The organism is Testudinibacter crocodili, assembly GCF_006228025.1.
GTDB lineage: Bacteria > Pseudomonadota > Gammaproteobacteria > Enterobacterales > Pasteurellaceae > Chelonobacter.
Genome location: NZ_VDHF01000078.1, coordinates 24,697 through 47,153, shown reverse-complemented (window position 1 = coordinate 47,153; position 22,457 = coordinate 24,697). Strand labels below are relative to the sequence as shown.

The window sequence follows — 22,457 nt, the reverse complement described above, 5'->3', positions numbered from 1 at the left end:
ATTTAAACCTTCAAGGATGTTTTTTATGCTTCAAATGCCCGTTATTCGTATTCTGTTCATGCTGTTTTTTATGTTGCCGTTTGCCTTGCCGTTGTCGGCTAATGCCAACAACATCGAGATTAGTGAGGCACAAATCAATCACTATCTGAGCCAAAAATTGGGCTTTAACGATCAATTTAATCTGCCCGGAATAATCAATATCCGCTATAAAGTCGATCAAATGCAAGCAAACGTCGGGCGCAATAACAGTAATAAAATCGAGTTGGACGGCATTGTCAGTGCAGCATTTTCTTATAACAACCAGCAATTCGACAGTCGGATTAACTTGGTATTTGATGTGGAACCCGAATATAACGCCGAGCAGGGCGCAGTTTATCTGAAAAACTTGCGGATGTTGCGCTGGTCGTCGCAGCCGCAAAAATATGCCGACCAGCTGCAATTGATTATGCCGATGTTAAACAGTACTGTGCAAACGCTGCTGAACCAATTTCCGGTGTACACTCTCGACAGCAACGATACCACCCAAAATATGATTAAACAGATGGTGAAAAAATTGCGTGTCAGCGACGGGAAAATCGTATTGGAAACTTCAACGTTGTTATAAATTCTAACGGCTCAAGAAGAGTGCCGCTGCACCACGCACACCGCCGGAGTCACCATATTTGGCTTTTTTGATCACCGGCACCACCGCACTTCGCATCAAATGCGCCGGCAAGGCTTTCGGCAACGCTTGGTACAGATAATCAAAGTTAGACAAGCCACCGCCCAGTACGATCATATCCGGATCCAATGCCGTAATAATATTGCCGATGCTGATCGCGGTTAATTCAATAAATAGCTGTACGAAACTGACTGCTGTGGCATCGTTGGCATAAAATCGTTCAATAATGGTTTTTGCCGACAGCGCCTCACCTTTGAGATCACGATACAACATTTCAAAGCCGCGACCGGACAGGTAAGTATCCAAACAGGCACGATTGCCGCAACCGCACTCATAGATTGGGGCTTTATCCCAACCTAATAATTTTAAGGCGTGATAGTTGAGTTGAAGATGTCCCAACTCGCCTGCCATACCGACATGGCCGGCATGGGCTTTGCCATTGAACACCAAGCCACCGCCAAAACCAGTGCCCAAAATCAAGCCCAACACAAACGGATATTGCTGATTCTCTTCCGCCCAAGCTTCGGAAATAGCAAAACAGTTGGCATCATTTTCTGCCCGCACTTCACGATCTAAACGCTGGCTCAAATCAAAAATAATCGGGCGATTATCCGCCGCACGAATATTGGTGATCTCCGCTAATCCACTTTCACGATTGACAAATCCCGGAATCCCGATTCCCACCGTTCCCTTACATTCAAAACGGCTGTCGGCACGCTCCACCAAGCCGGCAACCGCTTCAAGCCACTCATGGTAATCCTCTTTCGGGGTGTTGACCCGCTCACTGTGCAATTTTTCCAACTTTTGGTTAAAAACCGCCAATTCAATTTTGGTGCCGCCAATATCCAATCCGTAATAATACATAATCTACTCCGTTAACAATGATTGCTTAGATTCTAGCGAAAAACGGCGGTTATTTCTTTGATACATTGCACGGAATCGCAAAAAAAGGTGGAAAAATGCAAAAGGTGGCGCTGTCTATTGAATCCATTTAAAAAAAGAGACAAGCTTTAAGCTAAGTGCGGTTATACTGCCGTATGTTAAATCAGCATAGAACAAGGAAAAATAATGTCAAAAATTCAATTAGTCGCGGAAGCTCAGTTGCCGACTAAATTCGGTATTTTCCGGATGGTCGGTTTTGAATTTCCCGATACCCACAAAGAACATGCGGCTCTGGTGATGGGCGACATCAGCGACAGTGAACACAATCCGGTGCTGGCACGAATCCACTCCGAGTGTTTAACCGGTGATGCCTTGCACAGCCTGAAATGTGACTGCGGCTTTCAATTGGAAACCGCACTTCGCCAAATCAGTGAAGCCGGGCGTGGCGTGCTGATTTATCACCGTGAAGAGGGGCGCGGAATTGGCTTGATCAATAAAATCAAGGCGTATTCACTGCAAGATCAAGGCTTGGATACCATCGAAGCCAATGAAGCACTGGGTTTTGCTGCCGATGAGCGCAATTTTGCGGTCTGTGCTGATATTTTCGAGCTACTAGGCGTTAAAAAAGTGCGGTTGCTGACCAACAATCCCAACAAAATCGACACAATGCGCGAAGCGGGCATCAACGTGGTCGAGCGAGTGGCACTGAATGTGGGCGAAAACCGTTATAACACTGCTTATTTAAGCACTAAAGCCGAGAAAATGGGGCACTTGATTGTGCATAGCCATGAGCATAGCGAACATAGCCATCATCAACACGGCGTTTGCTGCTCTTGCCAACGTGAACAAATTGGCGAATAAGTTAACACTACCAACAGTGCCAACCACCATTGCAAGTTGAAAGTACGGTTCCAGTTCACCTAATAATGGGGTTGGCAATTTGGCATGGGCGCTCACAACAGGTTTTGATCTGGCACGTTACTGCTCAGCCTGCCCAGGTAGTTGTTCTGATTGAGTCAGGCGGATTCTGCGGTACAAATCACGGCTATAAATACTGCTAGTAACTGCTGGATTGGCATAGCCCGCCAAATCAGATTTGATCAAATAGTAGTTATAATACTGAAACAGTGGCAATACCAACTGTTCCTGATTGATCACTTGCTCAATTTGTTGATAAATTTGCAACCGTTCGGCTTCAGTTACCGCACTTTCAACACTTTTTTGCAACAGCTCGTCCAGCTGTGGGTTGTGGTAAGCGACTTTGTTATTGGCGCTCTGGCTGTGAAAAATACTAAAAAAAGCCGAAGGATCGGGATAGTCTGCACACCAACCGGAACCAATCAAATCAAAATCCCCTTGCTCTCGTTGTTGCAACAATTGCTGGCGTGTGACCGCCTGCGCCTGGATCTGAATCAAGTCAGACTGTGACAACATCCGAATCAAGCGTTGTGCAAGTTGTGGGTGAATACCCTGCTGCTCATAAGTCAAACGCAAACGCAGTGGCTGACTGCCATCCACCCCTGCCTGTGCCAGCAATTGTTCGGTCACTGTTGGCGTCCAGCTCTGCTCCGCCTGTTGTGACTGCATATCGCGTGGTAAAAATTTGGTATTGATCCGCCCGATATTCGCAATATCGCTATTGATTTCCGGCAGAGAGATCATCGCTGTCAATGCTTTACGCACCGCACTTTGCGCTAGCCGTGGATGACGAAAATTAAATTCGTAATAATAACTGCAGAGTGTCGGCAGTGCCAATTGTTGCATCTGCGGCGGAGCAGGCTGTGCTATTTGACGCACCAGATCATAGTGCGCCGGATTATCGCTGCTGTCGAGCGCATGATAACTGACATTACGGAACGAAACATTATCAACATCCCAATAAAATGGATTTTTTTCCAACAATAAATCGGTCGTGTGACGGTATAGCAGATTATAAGCACCGTTGCTAACCAAGGTGCCATTGCTTTCCCCTTGATATTGTGGCAACAACGCAACATGGCTTAACATTTGCGGTAGATAGGGCATCGGTTGCGATAAGGTGATTTGTAGCGTCTCGGCATCCAACGCTTTAATACCCAACATTTCGACACCATATTCTTTGCTCAACACTTTTTCCGCATTTTCAATCGCCATAAAGCGCAAATATTCGCTGAGTGGATTGTCCGGTGCCTGCACTGCCAACGCATACCAACTTTGTACAAAATCCTGCGCCGTCAACGGTTCTCCATTTGACCAATGCAGCCCCGGTCTTAACTGAAAGGTCCAAATTTTATACTGTTGCTGCTGCCAAGATTGCGCCGCACCACCCTGCACTTTGCCATCTTGATCAATACGTACCAGACCTTCATATAAATCCTGAATCAGTGGCAATTGTGAGTCATCAGACAACTGTTGTGGCTGTAAAGTAAAGCCGGAAGTATAAAGCCCGCGTTTTAATAGATAACGGCTTTGATCCGGCAGCTCAAGCGTACTTTGCGGTTGCTTGGTTTCAGGCTCAGGCGACTGCCAATCGCAACCAAAAAGTGAGATCAGCAGCGACAAGCTGCCGAACATCAGTAGTGTTTTGCAACGGCAGTAATGTCTTTGCTTAAACCACTTCATCATTAACCATTCACCAAGCCGGGAAAGAGATTGCCGATCCCTGCAGCAGCAACTTCAATACCCAGCGCCATTAAGATAACCCCCATAATCCGTGTGACCACATTGCTGCCGGTATTACCCAAGGTTTTCACCACAAACGGTGCAGAACGGAACAAGAAATAACAAAATACGGAAAAGACTAAAATGGCAAGGGTGAAGCCGATGAAATCCAGCCAACTATGATAGCGCGAAGCCCATACGATGGTCGAGCTGATCGTGCCCGGCCCTGCCATAATCGGCATTGCCAGCGGCACCACTGCAATGTTGCCGTAATCAGATAGATCCGCACTTTTCTCCTCTTTGTTTTGTTTTTGTTCGCCCAATTTACCGCTGATCATGCTCATTGCAATCGAGACAATCAAAATACCGCCGGCGATACGGAACGCATTCAGTGAAATATTAAAAAGATTGAGAATGATCTGCCCCAAATACAGGCTGGTCAACAGAATCACCGCAACGGAAATACACATCGTTAAGTTGGTTCTATTGCGCTGCGCTTCGTATTGGTTAGAGGTCATACCGACGAAAATCGGTAGTACACCGAATGGATTCACCACCGCCACCAAGCCGATAAAAAATTGAATATAAATAGAATAATTAAAATCCGCCATCCCCAATGAACCTCTTTCAACAGCATAATATATTACCTATTATGCCATACCTGAGAGATAACGGCTATTGTGTTAGCCCAACTGATTAAGCAACACGCTGTAACCGACCGCAAGGGAACTGTCGTCAGTTTCAACCAGTGTTGCCGAACAGACCGCATTCATCAGCCAACGCTGTGCCGTTCCTTGACGCGGGGTTTCCCAGGTAGATTCCGGTGCGAACACTTGTGTTTCGTCGGTATTGGCGGTATAGGTGTAAGTAATCGCCGTGATACTACTACGTTCGCTACAGTTGTACACTTGGATATTGGAATAGATCTTACTTTTGTCACTTGAACCCAGCGATGCCAGACGATAATCGGCAAAGGCCCCCAAGCCAACCCGCACTTTGCCTAAACGCACATTGTACTCATCAATATAAAGGTAGGCATTTGGATTAACAGTATCAATATTGTCCAGTTTCACCGGCTTAAATTGTTCTACGGTTTTGCTTTGTTGGCTCAGTTGGTTGACCCAATCTCGGTTTTTTTGTAGGCGTTTGAGGTTATATTCATTCTGTGTACTTTGATTTGCGCTGCTAATATCATAGGAGATCTTGATGACGCTCTCGGTATTATTCCCGATGTGCAGCGAAGGGCGCGAATGTTGTTCATCCCATTGTTTAATAGCGCTATTTTGACAGCCCACGACAGACAACGATAGTGATACGATTATTCCAATTGTATTTATATTCATCTTATTTTTATACCGTTATCAAAATTGACGCTCACCAAACAAATCTCAGTGTTTTTACTTATGCCAATGACTTGATTTAAAAATACTAACTATAAGTTATTACTTTAAAAACTGGAGCCTATTCTATAGCGAATTACAATAAATGTAAAAACACTTTTCTTATTTTATCTCACTGAGATTGCCAGCAAAATAGTTAATCAGCAGCAAATAAACCGAATTAAGATTGTCGATTTCATGGCAGGTTTGATAGAATTGGGCAATTTTGCATTTAACCTGACATCTGAACAAAAGCTGATATGACAACCTCGAACTACCAAGCCGACGACATTACCGTCCTCAAAGATCTGGAACCGGTGCAACTACGACCGGGCATGTACACCGACACTACCCGTCCCAACCACTTAGGGCAAGAGGTGATTGATAACAGCGTCGATGAAGCCCTTGCCGGTTACGCCAGCAAAATCGAGGTGATTTTGCACGAAGATCAATCGCTGGAAGTGATTGATAACGGACGTGGCATGCCGGTGGATATTCACCCGATTGAAAAAATTTCCGGGGTAGAATTGATCCTAACCAAGCTGCACGCCGGCGGCAAATTTTCCAATAAAAATTACCAGTTCTCCGGCGGTTTGCACGGCGTGGGGATCTCGGTGGTGAATGCGCTGTCGGATCGAGTCGAAGTGACGGTAAAACGCAACGGCGAAATCTATCGTATTGCTTTTGCCAACGGTAAAAAAATCGAAGAGCTACAAGTGATTGGCAGCTGCGGACGGCGCAATACCGGCACCATGGTGCGTTTTTGGCCAAATCCGAAATATTTCGACTCGGCAAAATTTTCGGTTAGCCGTTTAAGCCACCTGTTACGCGCCAAAGCAGTGCTGTGTCCGAAATTGGAAATCAGTTTCACCGATAAAGTGAACGGTACGCAGGAAAGTTGGTGCTACCAAGACGGTTTGTCAGATTACCTGCAAGAAAGCGTGCAGGACGTCGCCACCATTCCTGAAATTCCGTTTGTTGGTGAATTTAAGGCTGATACTGAAGCCGTCACTTGGGCATTGATGTGGCTGCCAGACGGTGGCGAATTATTGGGCGAAAGCTATGTCAACCTGATCCCAACCCCGCAAGGCGGCACGCACGTCAACGGCTTACGCCAAGGCTTGCTCGATGCGATGCGTGAATTTTGCGAATTCCGCAATTTGTTGCCGCGCGGCGTGAAGCTGACCGCTGATGACATTTGGGATCGCTGTGCTTATGTGCTGTCACTGAAAATGCAAGATCCGCAATTTGCCGGACAGACCAAAGAACGGTTGTCATCACGCCAAAGTGCGGTTTTTGTCGCCGGCACGGTGAAAGACGCCTTCAGTTTGTGGCTGAACCAAAACGTACAACAGGCGGAATTATTGGCGGAAATGGCGATCAACTCGGCACAACGCCGTTTACGTGCCGCCAAAAAAGTGGTACGTAAAAAACTGGTCAGCGGTCCGGCACTACCCGGCAAACTCGCCGATTGCAGCAGCCAAGATCTGAATAAAACCGAACTGTTTTTAGTCGAAGGCGACTCCGCCGGTGGCTCTGCCAAACAGGCGCGCGACCGTGAATTTCAGGCAATCTTACCGTTGCGCGGCAAAATTCTGAACACCTGGGAAGTGGCTTCCGATCAAGTATTGGCATCTAACGAAATCCACGATATTGCGGTGGCGCTGGGCATCGACCCTGACAACGATGACTTATCGCAACTGCGTTACGGCAAAATCTGTATCCTCGCCGATGCCGATTCCGACGGGCTACACATCGCCACCCTGCTCTGTGCACTGTTCCTACGCCACTTTCCGAATTTGGTGCAGCAAGGGCATGTCTATGTGGCAATGCCACCGCTCTACCGTATTGATTTAGGCAAAGAGGTGTTTTACGCTTTGGACGAGGGCGAAAAAGAGGGTATTTTAGATCGCCTAAAAGGCAAGCGCGGTAAGCCGAACGTACAGCGCTTCAAAGGGTTGGGCGAAATGAATCCGCTACAACTGCGCGAAACCACCATGGATCCGAACACTCGCCGTTTAGTGCAATTGACCTATCAACAAGCAGAAACAGAAACCATAGCGCAAGATGAAAGTGCAGTTGAGCAACATCAATCGACCAACCAAACGCTTGAATTAATGGATATGCTGCTGGCGAAAAAACGTTCTGAAGATCGTAAAAACTGGCTGCAACTCAACGGCAACCACGCCGATTTAGCAGTTTAATCCTCGCAGGTAATAAAACATGAGTGAACAACAAATTAACTACGAAGGCGTAGAACAAATGCCACTGGCGCATTTCACCGAGAAAGCCTATTTAAACTATTCGATGTATGTGATTATGGATCGCGCCCTGCCGTTTATCGGCGACGGCTTGAAACCGGTGCAACGGCGGATTATTTATGCGATGTCTGAATTGGGGCTGAATGCCTCCGCCAAATACAAAAAATCGGCACGTACCGTCGGCGATGTGCTAGGCAAATTCCATCCGCACGGTGACAGCGCCTGTTATGAAGCGATGGTGCTGATGGCACAGCCTTTTTCCTATCGTTATCCGTTGGTGGACGGGCAAGGCAACTGGGGCGCAGCGGACGATCCGAAATCTTTCGCAGCAATGCGTTACACCGAATCGCGTTTGTCGAAAATTGCCGAAGTGTTGCTATCCGAATTGGGGCAAGGCACGGTCGATTATCAACCAAATTTTGACGGCACATTAGAAGAGCCGCAATATCTGCCGGCACGCTTGCCACATATTTTGCTCAACGGCACCACCGGCATTGCGGTCGGGATGGCGACTGACATTCCGCCACATAATCTGAATGAAATTGCCGAAGCAGCAGTGCTGTTGTTGGATAATCCGCAAACCACGCTTGAACAGTTATTAACCATTGTGCAAGGCCCTGATTTTCCGACCGAAGCAGAAATTATCACGCCGAAAGAGGAACTCGCCAAGCTGTACCAAAACGGGCGCGGCTCGATCAAAATGCGGGCAATTTGGAAGAAAGAGGACGGCGAAGTGATCATAACCGCACTTCCGCACCAAACCTCTGGCTCCAAAGTAATCGCACAGATTGCCGAACAGATGCGCAATAAAAAATTGCCGATGGTCGATGATTTGCGTGACGAATCCGATCACGAAAATCCGACCCGGATCGTGATTGTGCCACGTTCCAATCGGGTCGATCTCGAACCATTGATGGATCACCTGTTTGCCACTACCGATCTAGAAAAAAGCTATCGGGTCAACATGAATATGATTGGCTTGGATCAAAAACCGGCAGTCAAAAATCTACATACGATTCTCAGAGAATGGCTGACCTTCCGCCGCACCACCGTCACACGTCGTTTGCAATATCGCTTGGACAAAGTGTTGGCTCGGCTGCATATTTTGGACGGTTTGATGATCGCCTATTTAAATATTGATGAAGTGATCGAAATTATCCGCCACGAAGACGAGCCAAGAGCGGTATTGATGCAACGTTTCAATCTCAGCCAAATCCAAGCTGATGCGATTCTCGACTTGAAATTGCGCCATTTAGCCAAATTGGAAGAGGTCAAAATTCAGGCGGAACAAGACGAATTAGCGCAAGAGCGCGATCAATTGCAACTGGTTTTAGGATCAGAACGCCGTCTCAATACGTTGATCAAAAAAGAGATTCAGCAAGATGCCAAAACCTATGCCAGCCCACGCCGCTCACCGATTGTAGAACGAGCCGAGGCCAAAGCGATTTCCGAAACCGACATGCTGCCTGCCGAGCCGGTGACCGTCATTCTCTCGGAAATGGGCTGGGTGCGCTGCGCCAAGGGACATGAAATCGACGCGCAAGGCTTGAACTATAAGAGCGGCGATAAATACCTGCAGCACGCCAACGGTAAAAGCAACCAAGCGGCGGTGTTTATCGACAGCAGTGGTCGCAGCTATGCGCTCGATCCGCTCGCCTTGCCGTCCGCCCGCTCCCAAGGCGAACCCCTGACCGGCAAACTCAGCCTACCAAGCGGCGCTGTGGTGGAACAATTATTGATGGATAACGAACAACAAGACTATCTGATGGCGTCCGATTCGGGCTATGGCTTCGTGTGTAAATTTGAAGATCTGATTTCACGTAACAAAGCGGGGAAAGCCTTGATCAATCTGACCGAAAACGCCAAAGTGTTGCCACCACAAGCCGTATTAGAGGATGATATGTTATTAGTCGCGATCTCTTCGATCGGCAAAATGCTAATCTTCCCGGTCACCGATCTACCGAGCCTGTCGAAAGGCAAAGGCAATAAAATGATCAGTATTCCGCCCGCCAATGCAAAATCGCGTGAAGAGCTGTTAAGCCGAATCCTGTTAATCAAACCGGAAAATAGCCTGATTTTCCATGCCGGACGGCGCAAAGTCACGTTGAAACCGGAGGATTTGGAGAAATTCAAAGGCGAACGTGGTCGCCGTGGCGGACAATTGCCGCGCGGATTGCACAGTAGTATGGAGATTGAAGTAGTGTGACCGCACTTTAAAGTATAAAAACAAAAGCCTTGTGCCAATTGAATGACATAAGGCTTTTTAATCGCTCAACCGATTTGATTAGTTTTTATGAATCCAGTGATCCATATCGGTTTTCAAGTTTTCAGATTTAGTACCAAAAATCGCTTGGATACCACTACCCACTACCACCACACCAGCTGCGCCCAGTGCTTTCAAGCGTGGTTGATCCACTTTACTGACATCGTTGACGCCGACACGCAGACGAGTGATACAAGCATCTAAACTTTTGATATTTTCTTTGCCACCGAAGGCCGCTACCAGATTGGCTGACATTTCGTCGCCACTGCTTGCCGCTGCAGCACCCTTCTCTTCGCTGTCGTCTTCACGACCCGGCGTTTTCAGATTCAAGGCTTTGATCACAACCGTAAATACCGTGAAATAAATCACCGCATAGATACCGCCGACCACCGGGAACAACCACAGTTTATGTGAATTGGCTGATAACAAAGTGAAGTCGATGAAACCGTGTGAGAAGGTCATACCGTGCACCATGCCCAGCATATTGGTGACCACATAAGCAGAACCTGCTAATAATGCATGGATTGCATACAGAATCGGCGCAACGAACATGAAAGAGAATTCTAACGGTTCAGTGATTCCGGTCAAGAACGACGTTAAGGCTGCCGAGATCATGATACCACCGACACGGGCACGATTTTCCGGTTTTGCCGCACGCCAAATTGCGATGGCAGCAGCCGGTAAGCCGAACATTTTGAACATATAACCACCCGCCAACTGCCCGAAATAACTCATTTCAGGGGTACGGCTGGCTTCAGTCGCTGATAAGAAACAGGTAACCACGCCGTGTTGGGTCACGCCACTGGCGTCGACACAAGTCCCAGCTTGGAAAAAGAACGGTACGTTCCAGATATGGTGCAAACCGAATGGAATCAAGCTACGTTCAACCACGCCATAAATCCCAAATGCCAATGCCGGATTTTGTTCCGCAGCCCAGCGTGAAAACGTATCGATTAACCCACCGACCGGAGGCCAAACCAATGACAACACCACGCCCAGTACAATTGCCAACGAACCGGTGACAATCGGCACAAAGCGTTTTCCGGCAAAGAAGCCAAGATACGCTGGCAATTGAATGCGGTAGAAGCGGTTAAACGCCCAAGCGGCAACGGCCCCGACCAAAATTCCACCGAGCACCCCGGTTTCGATATGTTCAACACCGACCACCGGCGCCATTACTTTCAGCGTCGCAACCATAATCCCATAGCCGACAACCGACGCTAATGCGGCTACCCCGTCATTGTTGGTGAAACCCAACGCAACCCCGATAGCAAACAACAGCGCCATTTGCCCGAACACTGAGCCACCGGCCTGTTCCAATAAATTGGAAACAACTTCCGGCATCCAGCTGAAATGCGCCGCCCCGATCCCTAATAAAATCCCCGCAATCGGCAATACCGATACAGGCAACATTAATGCTTTACCGATCTTTTGCGCAACCGCAAACAGATTACTTGACATACTAACCTCTAATAAATTGGTTCTTTTGAAGAGTATCTAAACGAGACCGCCGCTTTTCAGCCAACAACAAACAGTCCCTATAAAATATGTGGTATTACGCCCGATGGATTGCTCCATAGCATAATCGAGGCGCACTATAAACGATTTGGCTAAAAAGTGCCAATGACTTTCTATTATTAAATTCAAAAAATAAAATCTAGATCACATTTTTTTAATTTAGAAAAATAAATAGGAATGTAACGATAACAATTATGCAATAAAGCGTTTGAAAATTTCCGTGATCTTTGTTGCCAACAACTCACTGCCCTCAACACGTTCATTTTGCCAACTATCTAGTAAAATTTCCGGAGTGAACCGCACTTTGGCTTGTTCCGCAAGCGGTTGGTAGCTGATATGCCAGGGTTCGCGTCCTATTTCCAAACTAGAGACGGCTTGAAACGGTAGGGTAAAGTCAAAGTGCGGTAGTCGTTCGCTCAGCCAACAGGCTAAATCATAGAAATAACCGCTTTCTTCATATTCCCACGGCTCAAGCTGCAACGCTTGCCCCTGCGGTAAGCGCGTAGGGTCGTAAATATCAATTTCCGTTCCCCAATGATGGCGGCTGGCACCCGGCAACGCCGACCAACGTAAAATCGCTTGCACTTTTTGCCAATCATCAAGGCACGTCAAATCCAGCGGGTTACCGTCATCATCATGTACTTTGCGCTGACACAAAAACTTGCCGTTCCAGATCTGCTGCTGGCGTTTAAAATCACGAAAACTGCTTGCCGGTTGCAAATCAAAACCAGCCTTGACCGCACTTTGCTGTAGTGCGCTGAAAGCACGCTGCGTATCGGCTTGCAAGCGGTGATGAGTAGCGTAGGCTGATGGCAACGGCACCAGATGGACATCCGTTTTGCCGGTCAGCATTTGGTCAGTAAACAAAAATCGGGTCACAATTTAGCCTTAGCCTAATAAATTTTGTAGTAATTGACGATGCACCAAGCCCAAACGATACAGATCTTGACAGCTCACACACTCATCAACTTTATGAATCGTCGTGTTTAGTGGGCCGAGCTCTACCACTTGCGTGCCCATCTGGGCGATAAATCGCCCGTCGGACGTGCCGCCGCCGGTATCCAGTTTCGGCTCAATATTAAGATGTTGCTTGACCGCACTTTTCACTGCCTGAATAAAGTCTCCCTGTTCAGTCACAAACGGCAAGCCGGATAGATTCCAATCCAGCCGATATTGCAATCCATATTTCGCCAATAGATCCATCACCCGCCGTTGAATCAATTCCGGCGTCATTTCGGTGGAAAAACGCAGATTAAACTGCACCAACAGCTCGCCCGGAATCACATTATTGCTGCCGGTACCGGCGTGGATATTCGCGATTTGTAAGGTGGTCGGTGGAAAAAACGCATTGCCGCGATCCCATTCGATGTTCACCAATTTATCCAACATCGCAAGGGCTTTATGCACCGGATTATCCGCCAAGTGCGGATAAGCAACGTGCCCTTGAATGCCTTGAATCGTCAAATTGGCAGTGATCGAACCACGCCGCCCGTTTTTAATCATATCACCCAGCTTGACCGCACTTGAGGGTTCGCCGACCATGCAAAAATCCACTTGCTCGCCACGCGCCATCAAGGTTTCGACCACACGTACTGTGCCGTCGGTTGCCGCCGCTTCTTCATCAGAAGTGATCAAAAAGGCAATACTGCCCTGATGATCGGGATTGGCTTGCACATAGTGTTCTGCAGCAATCACCATTGCCGCCAGCGATCCTTTCATATCGGCTGCGCCACGCCCGTATAACATATCGTCAACGATTTCGGCAGCAAAAGGCGGATATTGCCAGTGGCTTTGCTCGCCGGTTGGCACCACATCGGTATGCCCGGCAAAGGCGATACACGGGCGTTGCGTGCCACGGCGCGCCCATAAATTCAAGGTGTCGTTAAACGGTAACCATTCAATTTCAAAGCCGACTTTTGCCAAACGTTCTGCAATCAGTTGCTGACAGCCCAAATCTTGCGGGCTGATTGAAGGACGGCGGATCAGATCCTGCGCTAATTCAATAATTGTCTGTTTCATCCGACCGCACTTTTAACCGTTAAACACGTTCGTATACTGTTTATCATTAAAACCGATTAACGCTTTTGCCGCGCCCAACACAATCGGACGTTTAATCAAAGTCGGCTGCGCCAACAACAATGCAAGTGCGGTCTGTTGGTTCAGCCCGTCTTTAGTGGCTTGATCCAAATTACGCCATGTGGTGCTGCGCTTGTTCACTAGCTCCTGCCAGCCGAATAACGCCTCGACTTCAGCGAGATAAGCCGCATCAATTCCGTCGACACGATAATCATGCAATTTGGCTTCAATGCCGTTCGCCGCCAACCACGTCAATGCTTTTTTGACCGTATCGCAATTTTTAATACCGTAAACCGTCACCATTGTTTTTTATTCCTTGTTATTGATTTTAGGGTCTGTCGCAGAATAATAGCAAACTTAGCCGTTTTTTGCAGAACGATTTACATTGCCGACAAGGTATGTTAAAAAGTCGGGCTAAAACTTAGCTTTACCCCTAATTTTATCAGGCAAACTATGACAACAACCTCTCAAACACGGCAATCTCCCGAAAGACAGACTTGGAGCAGCCGCCTTACTTATATTATGACTGTCGCCGGTGCAACGGTCGGTTTTGGTGCCACTTGGCGCTTCCCTTATTTAGTCGGCGAAAACGGTGGCGGCGCTTATGTTTTGCTGTTTTGTATCGCAATGATCGTAATCGGCATTCCGATGATTTTGGTGGAAAATGTGATTGGCCGCCGTATTCGAGTTAATGCCATTGACTCCTTTAGCGGCACTATCAACGGCAAACCGATCGCCACCGGCTGGAAATATTTGGGCTATTTGGGAATGCTCGGCTCGTTCTGCATTATGGCGTATTACATGGTGCTGGGCGGCTGGGTGATCAACTATATTATCAGCTTGTTCAACGGAAATTTGGAGATTTCACAGCCGGTGAGCAAAGAGCTGACAGCGGAATTTTTTAACCAAAGCATCAACAACAGCCCATTGATGATCAGCCTTTACACCCTGCTTTTTGTGATTATCAATTATATTATTTTGGTCAAAGGCGTTATCGGCGGCATTGAAAGAGCGGTGAAATATTTGATGCCGTTGCTGTTTGTGTTTTTGATTTGTATGGTGATCCGCAATGTCACCCTGCCCGGCGCCGCCGAAGGGATTCGATTCTATCTGCAACCGGATTTCAGCAAAATCACGCCACAACTGTTTATGTTTGTTTTGGGGCAGGTCTTCTTTGCGTTGAGTTTGGGCTTTGGAGTGATCATCACCTTATCCAGCTATCTGAAAAAAGGCGAAAATCTGGTACAAACTGCGGTGATCACCGGTTTTACCAACACGTTAATTGCGGTATTAGCCGGTTTTATGATCTTCCCCTCGCTGTTCAGTTTTGGCGTTGCACCCGATTCGGGGCCGACGTTGGTATTCCAAAGTCTGCCAATTGTGTTTTCCCACCTGTGGGCTGGCAAATTTTTTGCCGTCATCTTCTTCTCACTGCTGCTAGTCGCCGCTCTCACCACGTCGTTGACGATTTATGAAGTGCTGATCACCGCCTTGCAAGAAAAAACCCGCATGAATCGGCGCAAAGCAATTATTCTGGTGCTGGCAGCGATCTATATTTTGGGCAACTTACCGTCGATTTTAAGCTATGGTCCTTGGGCGGAATGGAAAATTTTCGGCAAAAATATCTTTGATGCCTTTGATTATTTCAGCGGCAACATTCTGTTTATGCTGACCGCACTTGGCTGCGCGCTGTTTGTCGGCTTTGTGATGAAAGACGAGGCAAAGCAAGAATTGACCGCCAACAGCAACTCCAAGTTTGCCAATATATGGTTTAACTATGTCAAGTATGTGGTTCCGCTGGTGATTTTGTCTATTTTTATCAGCAACTTTTAAGCTATATAGAAGCCAAAGTGCGGTCGAGTTGACCGCACTTTTTTACTTAGTAAAAATCTAGGGTGTGTTGATCTTTTAAGTATATTATTTGAGCTAAAACTATCCCTTTAGCCTAGCACGGCAAAGCCGTACTAGGTTACGCATAGATCAGCCGCTTTGCGGCTGCTTCAGAGAGGCAAAGCCTCTCATCAATGCTTAACCGATTGCGACCGTAGGTCGCTGTCGGATAAAATCACACTCTTTTTGTTTGATTTATAAACACAAAAGATCAACAGCCCCTAGATTTAAGCCTGAACGACCTTAAGCCGGATCGACCGGTTGCACAATTTCACTGGGATAACAGCCGAGAATTTTAAGGTAGGTGCTGACCTGTTTCAGTTCCTCAAGTGCGGTTTGGGTTTGCGGATCGTTGATATTGGCTTCGATCTCCAGATAGAACATCTCCTCCCACGGGCGGCCGTAGATTGGGCGTGATTCCAATTTGCTCATTTGAATATGATGGTTTTTAAACACTAATAACGCATCTACCAAAGAACCGGCAGTTTGCGGTGTGCTCATCAACAGCAATGTTTTAGTTTGCAGTTGAGGCGAAACCGTAATGGCGTTTTTGGCAATCACGATAAAACGGGTGATGTTGTTCGCTTGGTTGGCAATCTCCGTTTTCAGCACGCGCAAACCGTACAGCTTGCCACCATCGGCATTGCCCAGTGCGGCAATATTCGCTGTATTCAGTTGTGACACCAACTGCATGGCATGCGAGCTGCTCTCGCAATAGTTGATGTGCACCCGCTCCAATTGTTGAATAAATTGGCTGCATTGGGCAATCACTTGCGGGTGGCTGTATAAGGTATCAATCTGTTCAAGTGCGGTATCTCCGGCAACCAGCACGCAGTGTTTGATCGGGTAGGTCAGCTCACCGACAATCGATAATTGGGTGTGTTGCAGCAGATCATACACATCATTGATCGCCCCCGAGGTGGTGTTTTCCAACGGTAGAATACCGTAATCTGCTTCGCCACTCTCGACTTTATCAAAAATTTGCTGAAAACTGTCACTGCTCAGTTCGACTAACTGCTTTTTATAGCGTTCGGCATACTGACGCGCCGCTAGATTAGAATACGAACCGCGCACGCCCAAAAACGCAATACTGATGCTGTTTTCACGCTGTTGATTGAGTTTATTCTGCAAATATGCCTGTTGGGTCAACACCGAATCCTCAATAATTTTCTGAAAAATTTGGGTGATATATTGCGCTTCCAGTGGGTAGTTTTGTGCTTCAGCAAAATGAATCAACTCTTGCAGCAACTGCTGTTCACGCCCGGTGTCACGCAGTGGTTTTTTGCTGTGCTCTTTACTGCGTGCCACATCATAAGCCAAGCGGTGGCGCTCGGACAGTAGTTTCAGTAGATGGCGGTCTAGCTGGGTAATCTGTTGGCGGATTTCGTTCAAATCTTTTGGCATCATTTTTTCCGTTTAACGATAAGTTGTTTCATTCTATGTAGTAACCGCACTTTTCTCAAGTTCGGAACGCAAAAAACCCGGCTTTTTTGCCGGGTTGCTCGCATCACATCGTTATCACTGTTCGAAGGAGTCTTTTAATCTTTCACTCGCACGCCGAGCTTCACCTTTATGTTGTAATTTATTGAGTTGGCGCTCCAGCTTTTCTTCTAACTCATTAATGGTTTTATACATATCTTCTCCTTCGGCACTGGCGAACAGATCACCTAATGGCGTGCCGATGGAGGCTTCCGCCGAAAAACCTTTCGGGGTTTTGTTCAAAATAAGATGCGGATTAATCAGTTGGGTTTGCCACTTTTCCAGTTTTGCGATGCGATCTTCAACGTGAGCGCGAATGGCAGGGGTAATTTCCATTTGTTTGCTTGTAATGTTTACTGTCATAGTATTTACCTCTTTTTTAGGTAGGTTGCCGAGTGCGAACACTCAAGAAAAATCCATTTAACGTTAGTTACAACATAGTCCTACTATCAACAGATTTCAAGCCTTTTTCTTTGTTTTGTAACACAATTTATCAAAAAATAGGCATAAGGCAAAAAATCGGATAATTTCCCTTTTATTTTACGTTAAAATTGCTATGATAATCGAGATATATCACATCCGCCATCGATATAACTAATTATTTTTATTATATTTTTTGCTTATTATAACCGCTTCTCACGCCGCATTTTACTTTCAATATAACTACAGCTTGGTTTCACTTGGTAGCCGTTTTGATCAACAAATTCGATAAACGCCTGATAGAGTTTATCCGCCACGCCCTGTCCGCGCAACGAGGGATCGACGTGGGTGTGATAGGCATCAAGCGTATTCTGATTTAAAGTGCGGTATGCCAACTCTGCAATCCGCGCGCCGTCACGCTCGATCACAAATACGCCTTGCCCTACCTGTTGTTGGTGTTGAATCTGCATATCATTCTCCTTTTTTAATGTTTAACCCAATCCTGTGCCTCAGGGGTGACACTGCTATCGAGCGCAAAATCGGCAGTATCCGAAGCAATAGTTTTCTCTTCATTTGCCCATTCGCCCAGATCGATCAATTGGCAGCGTTTGCTGCAAAACGGGCGAAACGGGCTGTTTTCGCTCCACTCGACTGATTTACGACAAATTGGGCACCGTACGCTGACTATCTCATTTTTCATGTTTTTTCCCTGCTAACGCTAAATAATGTTGATGTAATTGCAGCACTTGCGCGCGTAAATCATTTTTAGACTCAGATAAGATGCGATCATTGTTAATCACATCATCGGCTTTTGCCAAACGCTGCTGGCGGCCGACTTGTGCCTGCATAATTTTTTTGATCTGTTGAATATTATTGTTGTCACGCCGCACCGCTCTTTGCAGTTGAACGGCTTCACTAACGTCCACCACTAAGACCCGATCACAATACTCGGTTAATTTATTTTCAATCAACAACGGCACTACCCACAACACATAAAGTGCGGTTTGTTGTTGTAGCTGGCTCAACATACGTTGCCGAATTGCCGGGTGCAGCAGTTGATTCAGCCATTCGGTTTTCTCTTTGTCAGCAAACACGATTTGACGCAACGCCGCTCGATCCAGCACACCCTCGGCGGTGATCACCTGCTGCCCGAAATATTCGGCAATCTGCACTAATAACGGCGATCCTGGCGCCACCACTTCGCGTGCCACCACATCGGCATCCACAATCGGCACGCCCAGCTCAGCAAACAAATCGGCAATCGTACTTTTGCCACTACCAATGCCACCGGTTAGTCCTATGATATAGGCCATTTGATTTCCCTAAGGTTTATCTGCTGTCTTATACACTTCTGCGCCTTCACACTTACCAATCGCCAAAACTAGCACCGTGATTGTATTATTATTCACTTCATATACCAAACGATAACCCGAAGTACGCAGTTTAATTTTGTAACGCGCTGAATAGCCGGATAATTTATCACTCATAGTGTGCGGTGCAATCAACCTTTCTGTGAGCTTCTTTTTAAATTGCATTCGTACCGTTTCACCCAGTTTACGCCACTCTTTTAATGCACGTTTATCAAAAATTAATTCATAACTCATCAAGTGAAACCTTTACCGCTTCCAATGTTTTCAAACGTTCGTCTGCAATTCGGTTTAATCTTTGGTCTTCCAGTATTTCTTGAAAATACTCAAATAATTCCGGCGTTACGCAATAAAACGCCGGTTCGTTGCGATTTAAGATCGCAATTGCGCCACTATCACTGGCTGCAACGGTTCCCATTGGGTTTTTCTTGAGATCAGTAATGCTGGCAACGGTATTGGTTAAAATTTGATGTATAGCCATATTGCTCTCCTATATTTAAAAATTCAGAATAGCACCAATAAAAGTTTTTTTAAAGTAGCACAAACCGCACTTTGATCATAAAAAAACCTGCTGTCAACAACAGCAGGTTTGATCTTTAATCGAATAGCTTACAGTGCTTTCAAAATATCATCCACGCGCTCTTTAGCATCGCCGAACAACATTTGGGTGTTGTCTTTGAAGAACAATGGATTTTGCACCCCGGCATAACCCACCGCCATGGAACGTTTGAACACGATGACGTTTTGCGCTTTCCACACTTCTAACACCGGCATGCCGGCAATCGGACTATTCGGATCGTCTAATGCCGCCGGATTGACGGTGTCGTTGGCACCGATCACCAACACCACATCGGTGTCTGGGAAATCTTCGTTGATTTCATCCATTTCCAGCACTACATCATAAGGCACTTTGGCTTCTGCCAATAGCACGTTCATGTGTCCCGGCAAGCGACCGGCAACCGGGTGGATCCCGAAGCGGACATTGATACCTTTGTCACGCAATTTCTGGGTGATTTCCGCCACTGGATATTGCGCTTGCGCCACTGCCATGCCGTACCCTGGGGTGATGATCACCGAGCTGGCATTTTTCAACAATTCCGCCACTTCTTCAGCATTGGTTTCACGGTGTTCGCCCTGTTCTTCATCCGAACTGGCCTGCACATCGTTACCAAAGCCGCCAGCGATAACGCTGATGAAAGAGCGGTTCATGGCTTTACACATAATGTAAGACAGAATCGCACCGGAAGAACCCACCAATGCACCGGTGACGATCAGCAAATCGTTATTTAGCATAAAACCAGCCGCTGCCGCTGCCCAACCGGAATAGGAGTTCAGCATGGAGACCACCACCGGCATATCGGCACCGCCGATAGAAGCCACCAAATGCCAACCGAATGCCAAAGCAATAATTGTCATCAGAATCAACGGGAATAAGCTGGCGTCGCCAACAAACGTGAACATCAACAATACAGAAACCACCACCGCAGCCAAATTCAATTTATGGCGGTGTGGCAAGCTCAACGCTTTGGAATTGATGATGCCACGCAATTTACCAAACGCAACAATCGATCCAGTGAAAGTGACCGCACCGATAAAGATGCCTAAAAAGACTTCGACATCGTGGATATTCTGCATCACAGAATCCATCACGCCATGTGGGGCAAAATAGCTGTTAAAGCCGACTAATACCGCCGCCAAACCAACGAAGCTGTGCAAAATCGCCACCAGTTCCGGCATTTCGGTCATTTCGACTTTCAGCGCACGTTGGATCCCCAGCACTGCCCCGATCACCATCGCAATCACGATCCACCAATGACCTTGTGTTTCCGGCCCGAAAATTGTTGCCACCAACGCAATCGCCATCCCGACGATGCCATACCAACAACCGGCTTTGGCAGTTTCATGTTTAGAAAGACCGGCTAAGCTCATAATAAATAGTAGTGCTGCTACAATATAAGCGGCTTGTACAAAACCTGCAGACATGTTTTTCTCCTTAACCTTTTCTAAACATTGCCAACATGCGTTGTGTCACTTTGAAGCCACCAAAAATATTGATGCTGGCGACTAACACCGCAATAAATGACAGGAATGTCACGACCCCGTTGCCGTGCCCGATTTGCAATAATGCACCGACAATGATAATCCCGGAAATTGCATTGGTTACCGCCATCAATGGCGTATGCAACGCATGGCTGACGTTCCAAACCACATAATAACCGACCACACAAGCCAGTACGAAAACAGTAAAGTGCGACAAAAATGCCGCCGGTGCAACCGAAGCTAGCCACAAGAAGGCGGCGGCAACTGCTGCCATAATGCCGTATTTCACAGCCGGATTAACTGGTTTCTCTTCTTTTTTCGCAATCGGCGCCGCTGCTGCTTTTTGCTGTGGCTGTGCCGATACTTGAATCGGTGGCGCCGGCCAAGTCACTTCGCCGTCACGTACGATAGTCACGCCGCGTAAAATCACATCGTCAAAGTCGATATTGATCTTGCCATCTTTCTCTTTGCACAACAATTTCAATAAGTTGACTAGGTTTGTGCCATACAGTTGTGAAGATTGGGTTGGTAAACGGCTTGGCAAATCGGTATAACCGATGATTTTCACTTGATTTTCGGTAGTGACCACTTCACCGGCTTTAGTCAACTCGCAGTTGCCGCCAGTCGCCGCCGCTAAATCGACGATCACGCTGCCCGGTTTCATTGACTCAACCATCTCTTTGGTGATCAAGCGTGGCGCCGGTTTGCCCGGAATCAGTGCGGTCGTGATGATAATATCCACTTCTTTCGCTTGCTCGGCATACAGTGCCAACGCACGACGATTAAATTCATCAGACATCACTTTGGCATAGCCGTCGCCGCTGCCGCCTTCCTCTTTGAAATCGATCTCCAGGAACGAAGCGCCCATGCTTTGTACTTGCTCTTTCACTTCCGGACGAGAGTCAAACGCACGCACAATAGCGCCCAAGCTGTTTGCCGCTCCGATCGCTGCCAAGCCTGCGACGCCAGCACCGATAATCAACACTTTCGCCGGTGGTACTTTGCCCGCCGCTGTGATTTGCCCGGTGAAGAAACTACCAAATTCGTGAGCCGCTTCCACCACTGCACGATAACCGGCAATATTTGCCATCGAACTTAAGGCGTCTAATGCTTGTGCCCGTGAGATACGCGGTACAGATTCCATGCCCAGCACGTTAATTTTTTTAGCTGACAGCTTTTCGACTAATTCCGGATTTTGCGCAGGCCAGATAAAGCTAACCAAGGTTGCGCCTTCTTTAATGGCAGCAATTTCCGCATCGGTTGGTGCGTTTACTTTAAAAATGATGTCAGAATTCCAAACATCGGTCGCCGTTCCGACCGTTGCGCCGGCTTCGGCGAAAGCCTGATCTTCAAAGCTGGCTTTAAAACCGGCATTATGTTCCACAACCACTTCAAACCCGAGCTTCAAAATCTGCTCGACGGTTTTCGGTGTTGCCGCCACCCGACTCTCATTGTCGAGCAGTTCTCTAGGTACACCAATTCGCATAATCGTTAACTTCCTTAATTGACTGGTTAAAAAAGTTTGGACATTCAAATGCCCAATCCAAAAAGCATAGACTGACTCCAATCCTTGCTACTATT

The 22,457-nt window shown here is 47.1% G+C and carries 22 protein-coding genes; 5 read left to right on the top strand and 17 right to left on the bottom strand.

The window, feature by feature from the left end:
• Window positions 1-25: 25 nt before the first annotated feature.
• A complete protein-coding gene (locus FHQ23_RS08925; protein WP_176552290.1) occupies window positions 26-604 on the top strand; it encodes a YceB family lipoprotein in 579 nt (192 codons plus the stop codon).
• A gap of 3 nt (window positions 605-607) precedes the next feature.
• On the opposite strand, the gene nagK is transcribed toward FHQ23_RS08925, so the two are convergent.
• Window positions 608-1,525: an N-acetylglucosamine kinase gene (nagK, locus tag FHQ23_RS08920; protein WP_139614018.1), complete on the bottom strand. Its 918-nt coding sequence runs from the start codon at window positions 1,523-1,525 to the stop codon at window positions 608-610.
• 204 nt (window positions 1,526-1,729) lie between these two features.
• On the opposite strand from nagK, the gene ribA reads away from it, so the two are divergent.
• A complete protein-coding gene (ribA, locus tag FHQ23_RS08915) occupies window positions 1,730-2,404 on the top strand; it encodes a GTP cyclohydrolase II (RefSeq protein ID WP_139614017.1) in 675 nt (224 codons plus the stop codon).
• A 117-nt stretch (window positions 2,405-2,521) separates the two neighbouring features.
• On the opposite strand, the gene FHQ23_RS08910 is transcribed toward ribA, so the two are convergent.
• The 3 genes from FHQ23_RS08910 to FHQ23_RS08900 form a co-directional block, all read right to left on the bottom strand.
• Entirely contained in the window at window positions 2,522-4,147 is a 1,626-nt protein-coding gene (locus FHQ23_RS08910) for a peptide ABC transporter substrate-binding protein (protein ID WP_139614016.1), read from the bottom strand.
• Complete coding sequence (locus FHQ23_RS08905) at window positions 4,147-4,794, bottom strand: YchE family NAAT transporter (RefSeq protein WP_139614015.1); 648 nt, start codon at window positions 4,792-4,794, stop codon at window positions 4,147-4,149. Before FHQ23_RS08905 ends, FHQ23_RS08910 begins: the two co-directional genes overlap by 1 nt.
• Window positions 4,795-4,866: 72 nt before the next feature.
• Window positions 4,867-5,526 carry a hypothetical protein gene (locus FHQ23_RS08900; protein WP_139614014.1) on the bottom strand — a complete coding sequence of 220 codons (660 nt, stop codon included), beginning with the start codon at window positions 5,524-5,526 and terminating at the stop codon, window positions 4,867-4,869.
• Window positions 5,527-5,822: 296 nt separating this feature from the next.
• On the opposite strand from FHQ23_RS08900, the gene parE reads away from it, so the two are divergent.
• Both parE and parC read left to right on the top strand, forming a co-directional pair.
• A complete protein-coding gene (gene parE / locus FHQ23_RS08895; RefSeq protein WP_139614013.1) occupies window positions 5,823-7,766 on the top strand; it encodes a DNA topoisomerase IV subunit B in 1,944 nt (647 codons plus the stop codon).
• A gap of 19 nt (window positions 7,767-7,785) precedes the next feature.
• Window positions 7,786-10,029, top strand: coding sequence for a DNA topoisomerase IV subunit A (gene parC, locus FHQ23_RS08890; RefSeq protein WP_139614012.1), 2,244 nt, complete (start codon window positions 7,786-7,788; stop codon window positions 10,027-10,029).
• A gap of 78 nt (window positions 10,030-10,107) precedes the next feature.
• Here the strand turns inward: parC and ptsG are convergent, their stop codons facing one another.
• The 4 genes from ptsG to FHQ23_RS08870 form a co-directional block, all read right to left on the bottom strand.
• Window positions 10,108-11,547 (bottom strand): PTS glucose transporter subunit IIBC, encoded by a 1,440-nt coding sequence (gene ptsG / locus FHQ23_RS08885; RefSeq protein ID WP_139614011.1) that lies wholly within the window; start codon window positions 11,545-11,547, stop codon window positions 10,108-10,110.
• Window positions 11,548-11,796: 249 nt separating this feature from the next.
• Window positions 11,797-12,456 (bottom strand): M15 family metallopeptidase, encoded by a 660-nt coding sequence (locus FHQ23_RS08880; protein ID WP_139614032.1) that lies wholly within the window; start codon window positions 12,454-12,456, stop codon window positions 11,797-11,799.
• A 36-nt stretch (window positions 12,457-12,492) separates the two neighbouring features.
• Window positions 12,493-13,623 carry a succinyl-diaminopimelate desuccinylase gene (gene dapE / locus FHQ23_RS08875; RefSeq protein ID WP_139614010.1) on the bottom strand — a complete coding sequence of 377 codons (1,131 nt, stop codon included), beginning with the start codon at window positions 13,621-13,623 and terminating at the stop codon, window positions 12,493-12,495.
• A 12-nt stretch (window positions 13,624-13,635) separates the two neighbouring features.
• On the bottom strand, window positions 13,636-13,983 hold the full coding sequence (locus FHQ23_RS08870; protein ID WP_139614009.1) for an ArsC family reductase: 348 nt from the start codon (window positions 13,981-13,983) through the stop codon (window positions 13,636-13,638).
• Between the two features lie 150 nt (window positions 13,984-14,133).
• Here FHQ23_RS08870 and FHQ23_RS08865 point away from each other — a divergent pair, with 150 nt between their 5' ends.
• Entirely contained in the window at window positions 14,134-15,513 is a 1,380-nt protein-coding gene (locus FHQ23_RS08865; RefSeq protein ID WP_139614008.1) for a sodium-dependent transporter, read from the top strand.
• A gap of 300 nt (window positions 15,514-15,813) precedes the next feature.
• Here the strand turns inward: FHQ23_RS08865 and pheA are convergent, their stop codons facing one another.
• From pheA to pntA, 9 genes are all read right to left on the bottom strand, one after another.
• A complete protein-coding gene (pheA, locus tag FHQ23_RS08860) occupies window positions 15,814-16,974 on the bottom strand; it encodes a prephenate dehydratase (RefSeq protein WP_139614031.1) in 1,161 nt (386 codons plus the stop codon).
• A 114-nt stretch (window positions 16,975-17,088) separates the two neighbouring features.
• Window positions 17,089-17,412, bottom strand: coding sequence for a ribosome-associated translation inhibitor RaiA (raiA, locus tag FHQ23_RS08855; protein WP_132964684.1), 324 nt, complete (start codon window positions 17,410-17,412; stop codon window positions 17,089-17,091).
• A 260-nt stretch (window positions 17,413-17,672) separates the two neighbouring features.
• Window positions 17,673-17,939, bottom strand: a complete 267-nt coding sequence (locus FHQ23_RS08850; RefSeq protein ID WP_139614007.1) for a GNAT family N-acetyltransferase — start codon at window positions 17,937-17,939, stop codon at window positions 17,673-17,675.
• 14 nt (window positions 17,940-17,953) lie between these two features.
• On the bottom strand, window positions 17,954-18,169 hold the full coding sequence (yacG, locus tag FHQ23_RS08845) for a DNA gyrase inhibitor YacG (RefSeq protein WP_139614006.1): 216 nt from the start codon (window positions 18,167-18,169) through the stop codon (window positions 17,954-17,956).
• On the bottom strand, window positions 18,159-18,782 hold the full coding sequence (gene coaE / locus FHQ23_RS08840; protein ID WP_139614005.1) for a dephospho-CoA kinase: 624 nt from the start codon (window positions 18,780-18,782) through the stop codon (window positions 18,159-18,161). The genes yacG and coaE overlap by 11 nt, the downstream gene beginning before the upstream one ends.
• Before the next feature lie 9 nt (window positions 18,783-18,791).
• Window positions 18,792-19,073, bottom strand: a complete 282-nt coding sequence (locus FHQ23_RS08835; protein ID WP_139614004.1) for a type II toxin-antitoxin system RelE family toxin — start codon at window positions 19,071-19,073, stop codon at window positions 18,792-18,794.
• Window positions 19,063-19,317: a type II toxin-antitoxin system Phd/YefM family antitoxin gene (locus FHQ23_RS08830; RefSeq protein ID WP_139614003.1), complete on the bottom strand. Its 255-nt coding sequence runs from the start codon at window positions 19,315-19,317 to the stop codon at window positions 19,063-19,065. Before FHQ23_RS08830 ends, FHQ23_RS08835 begins: the two co-directional genes overlap by 11 nt.
• 128 nt (window positions 19,318-19,445) lie before the next feature.
• Complete coding sequence (gene pntB, locus FHQ23_RS08825) at window positions 19,446-20,819, bottom strand: Re/Si-specific NAD(P)(+) transhydrogenase subunit beta (protein WP_139614002.1); 1,374 nt, start codon at window positions 20,817-20,819, stop codon at window positions 19,446-19,448.
• Between the two features lie 10 nt (window positions 20,820-20,829).
• A complete protein-coding gene (gene pntA, locus FHQ23_RS08820) occupies window positions 20,830-22,362 on the bottom strand; it encodes a Re/Si-specific NAD(P)(+) transhydrogenase subunit alpha (protein ID WP_139614001.1) in 1,533 nt (510 codons plus the stop codon).
• Between the last annotated feature and the right edge of the window lie 95 nt (window positions 22,363-22,457).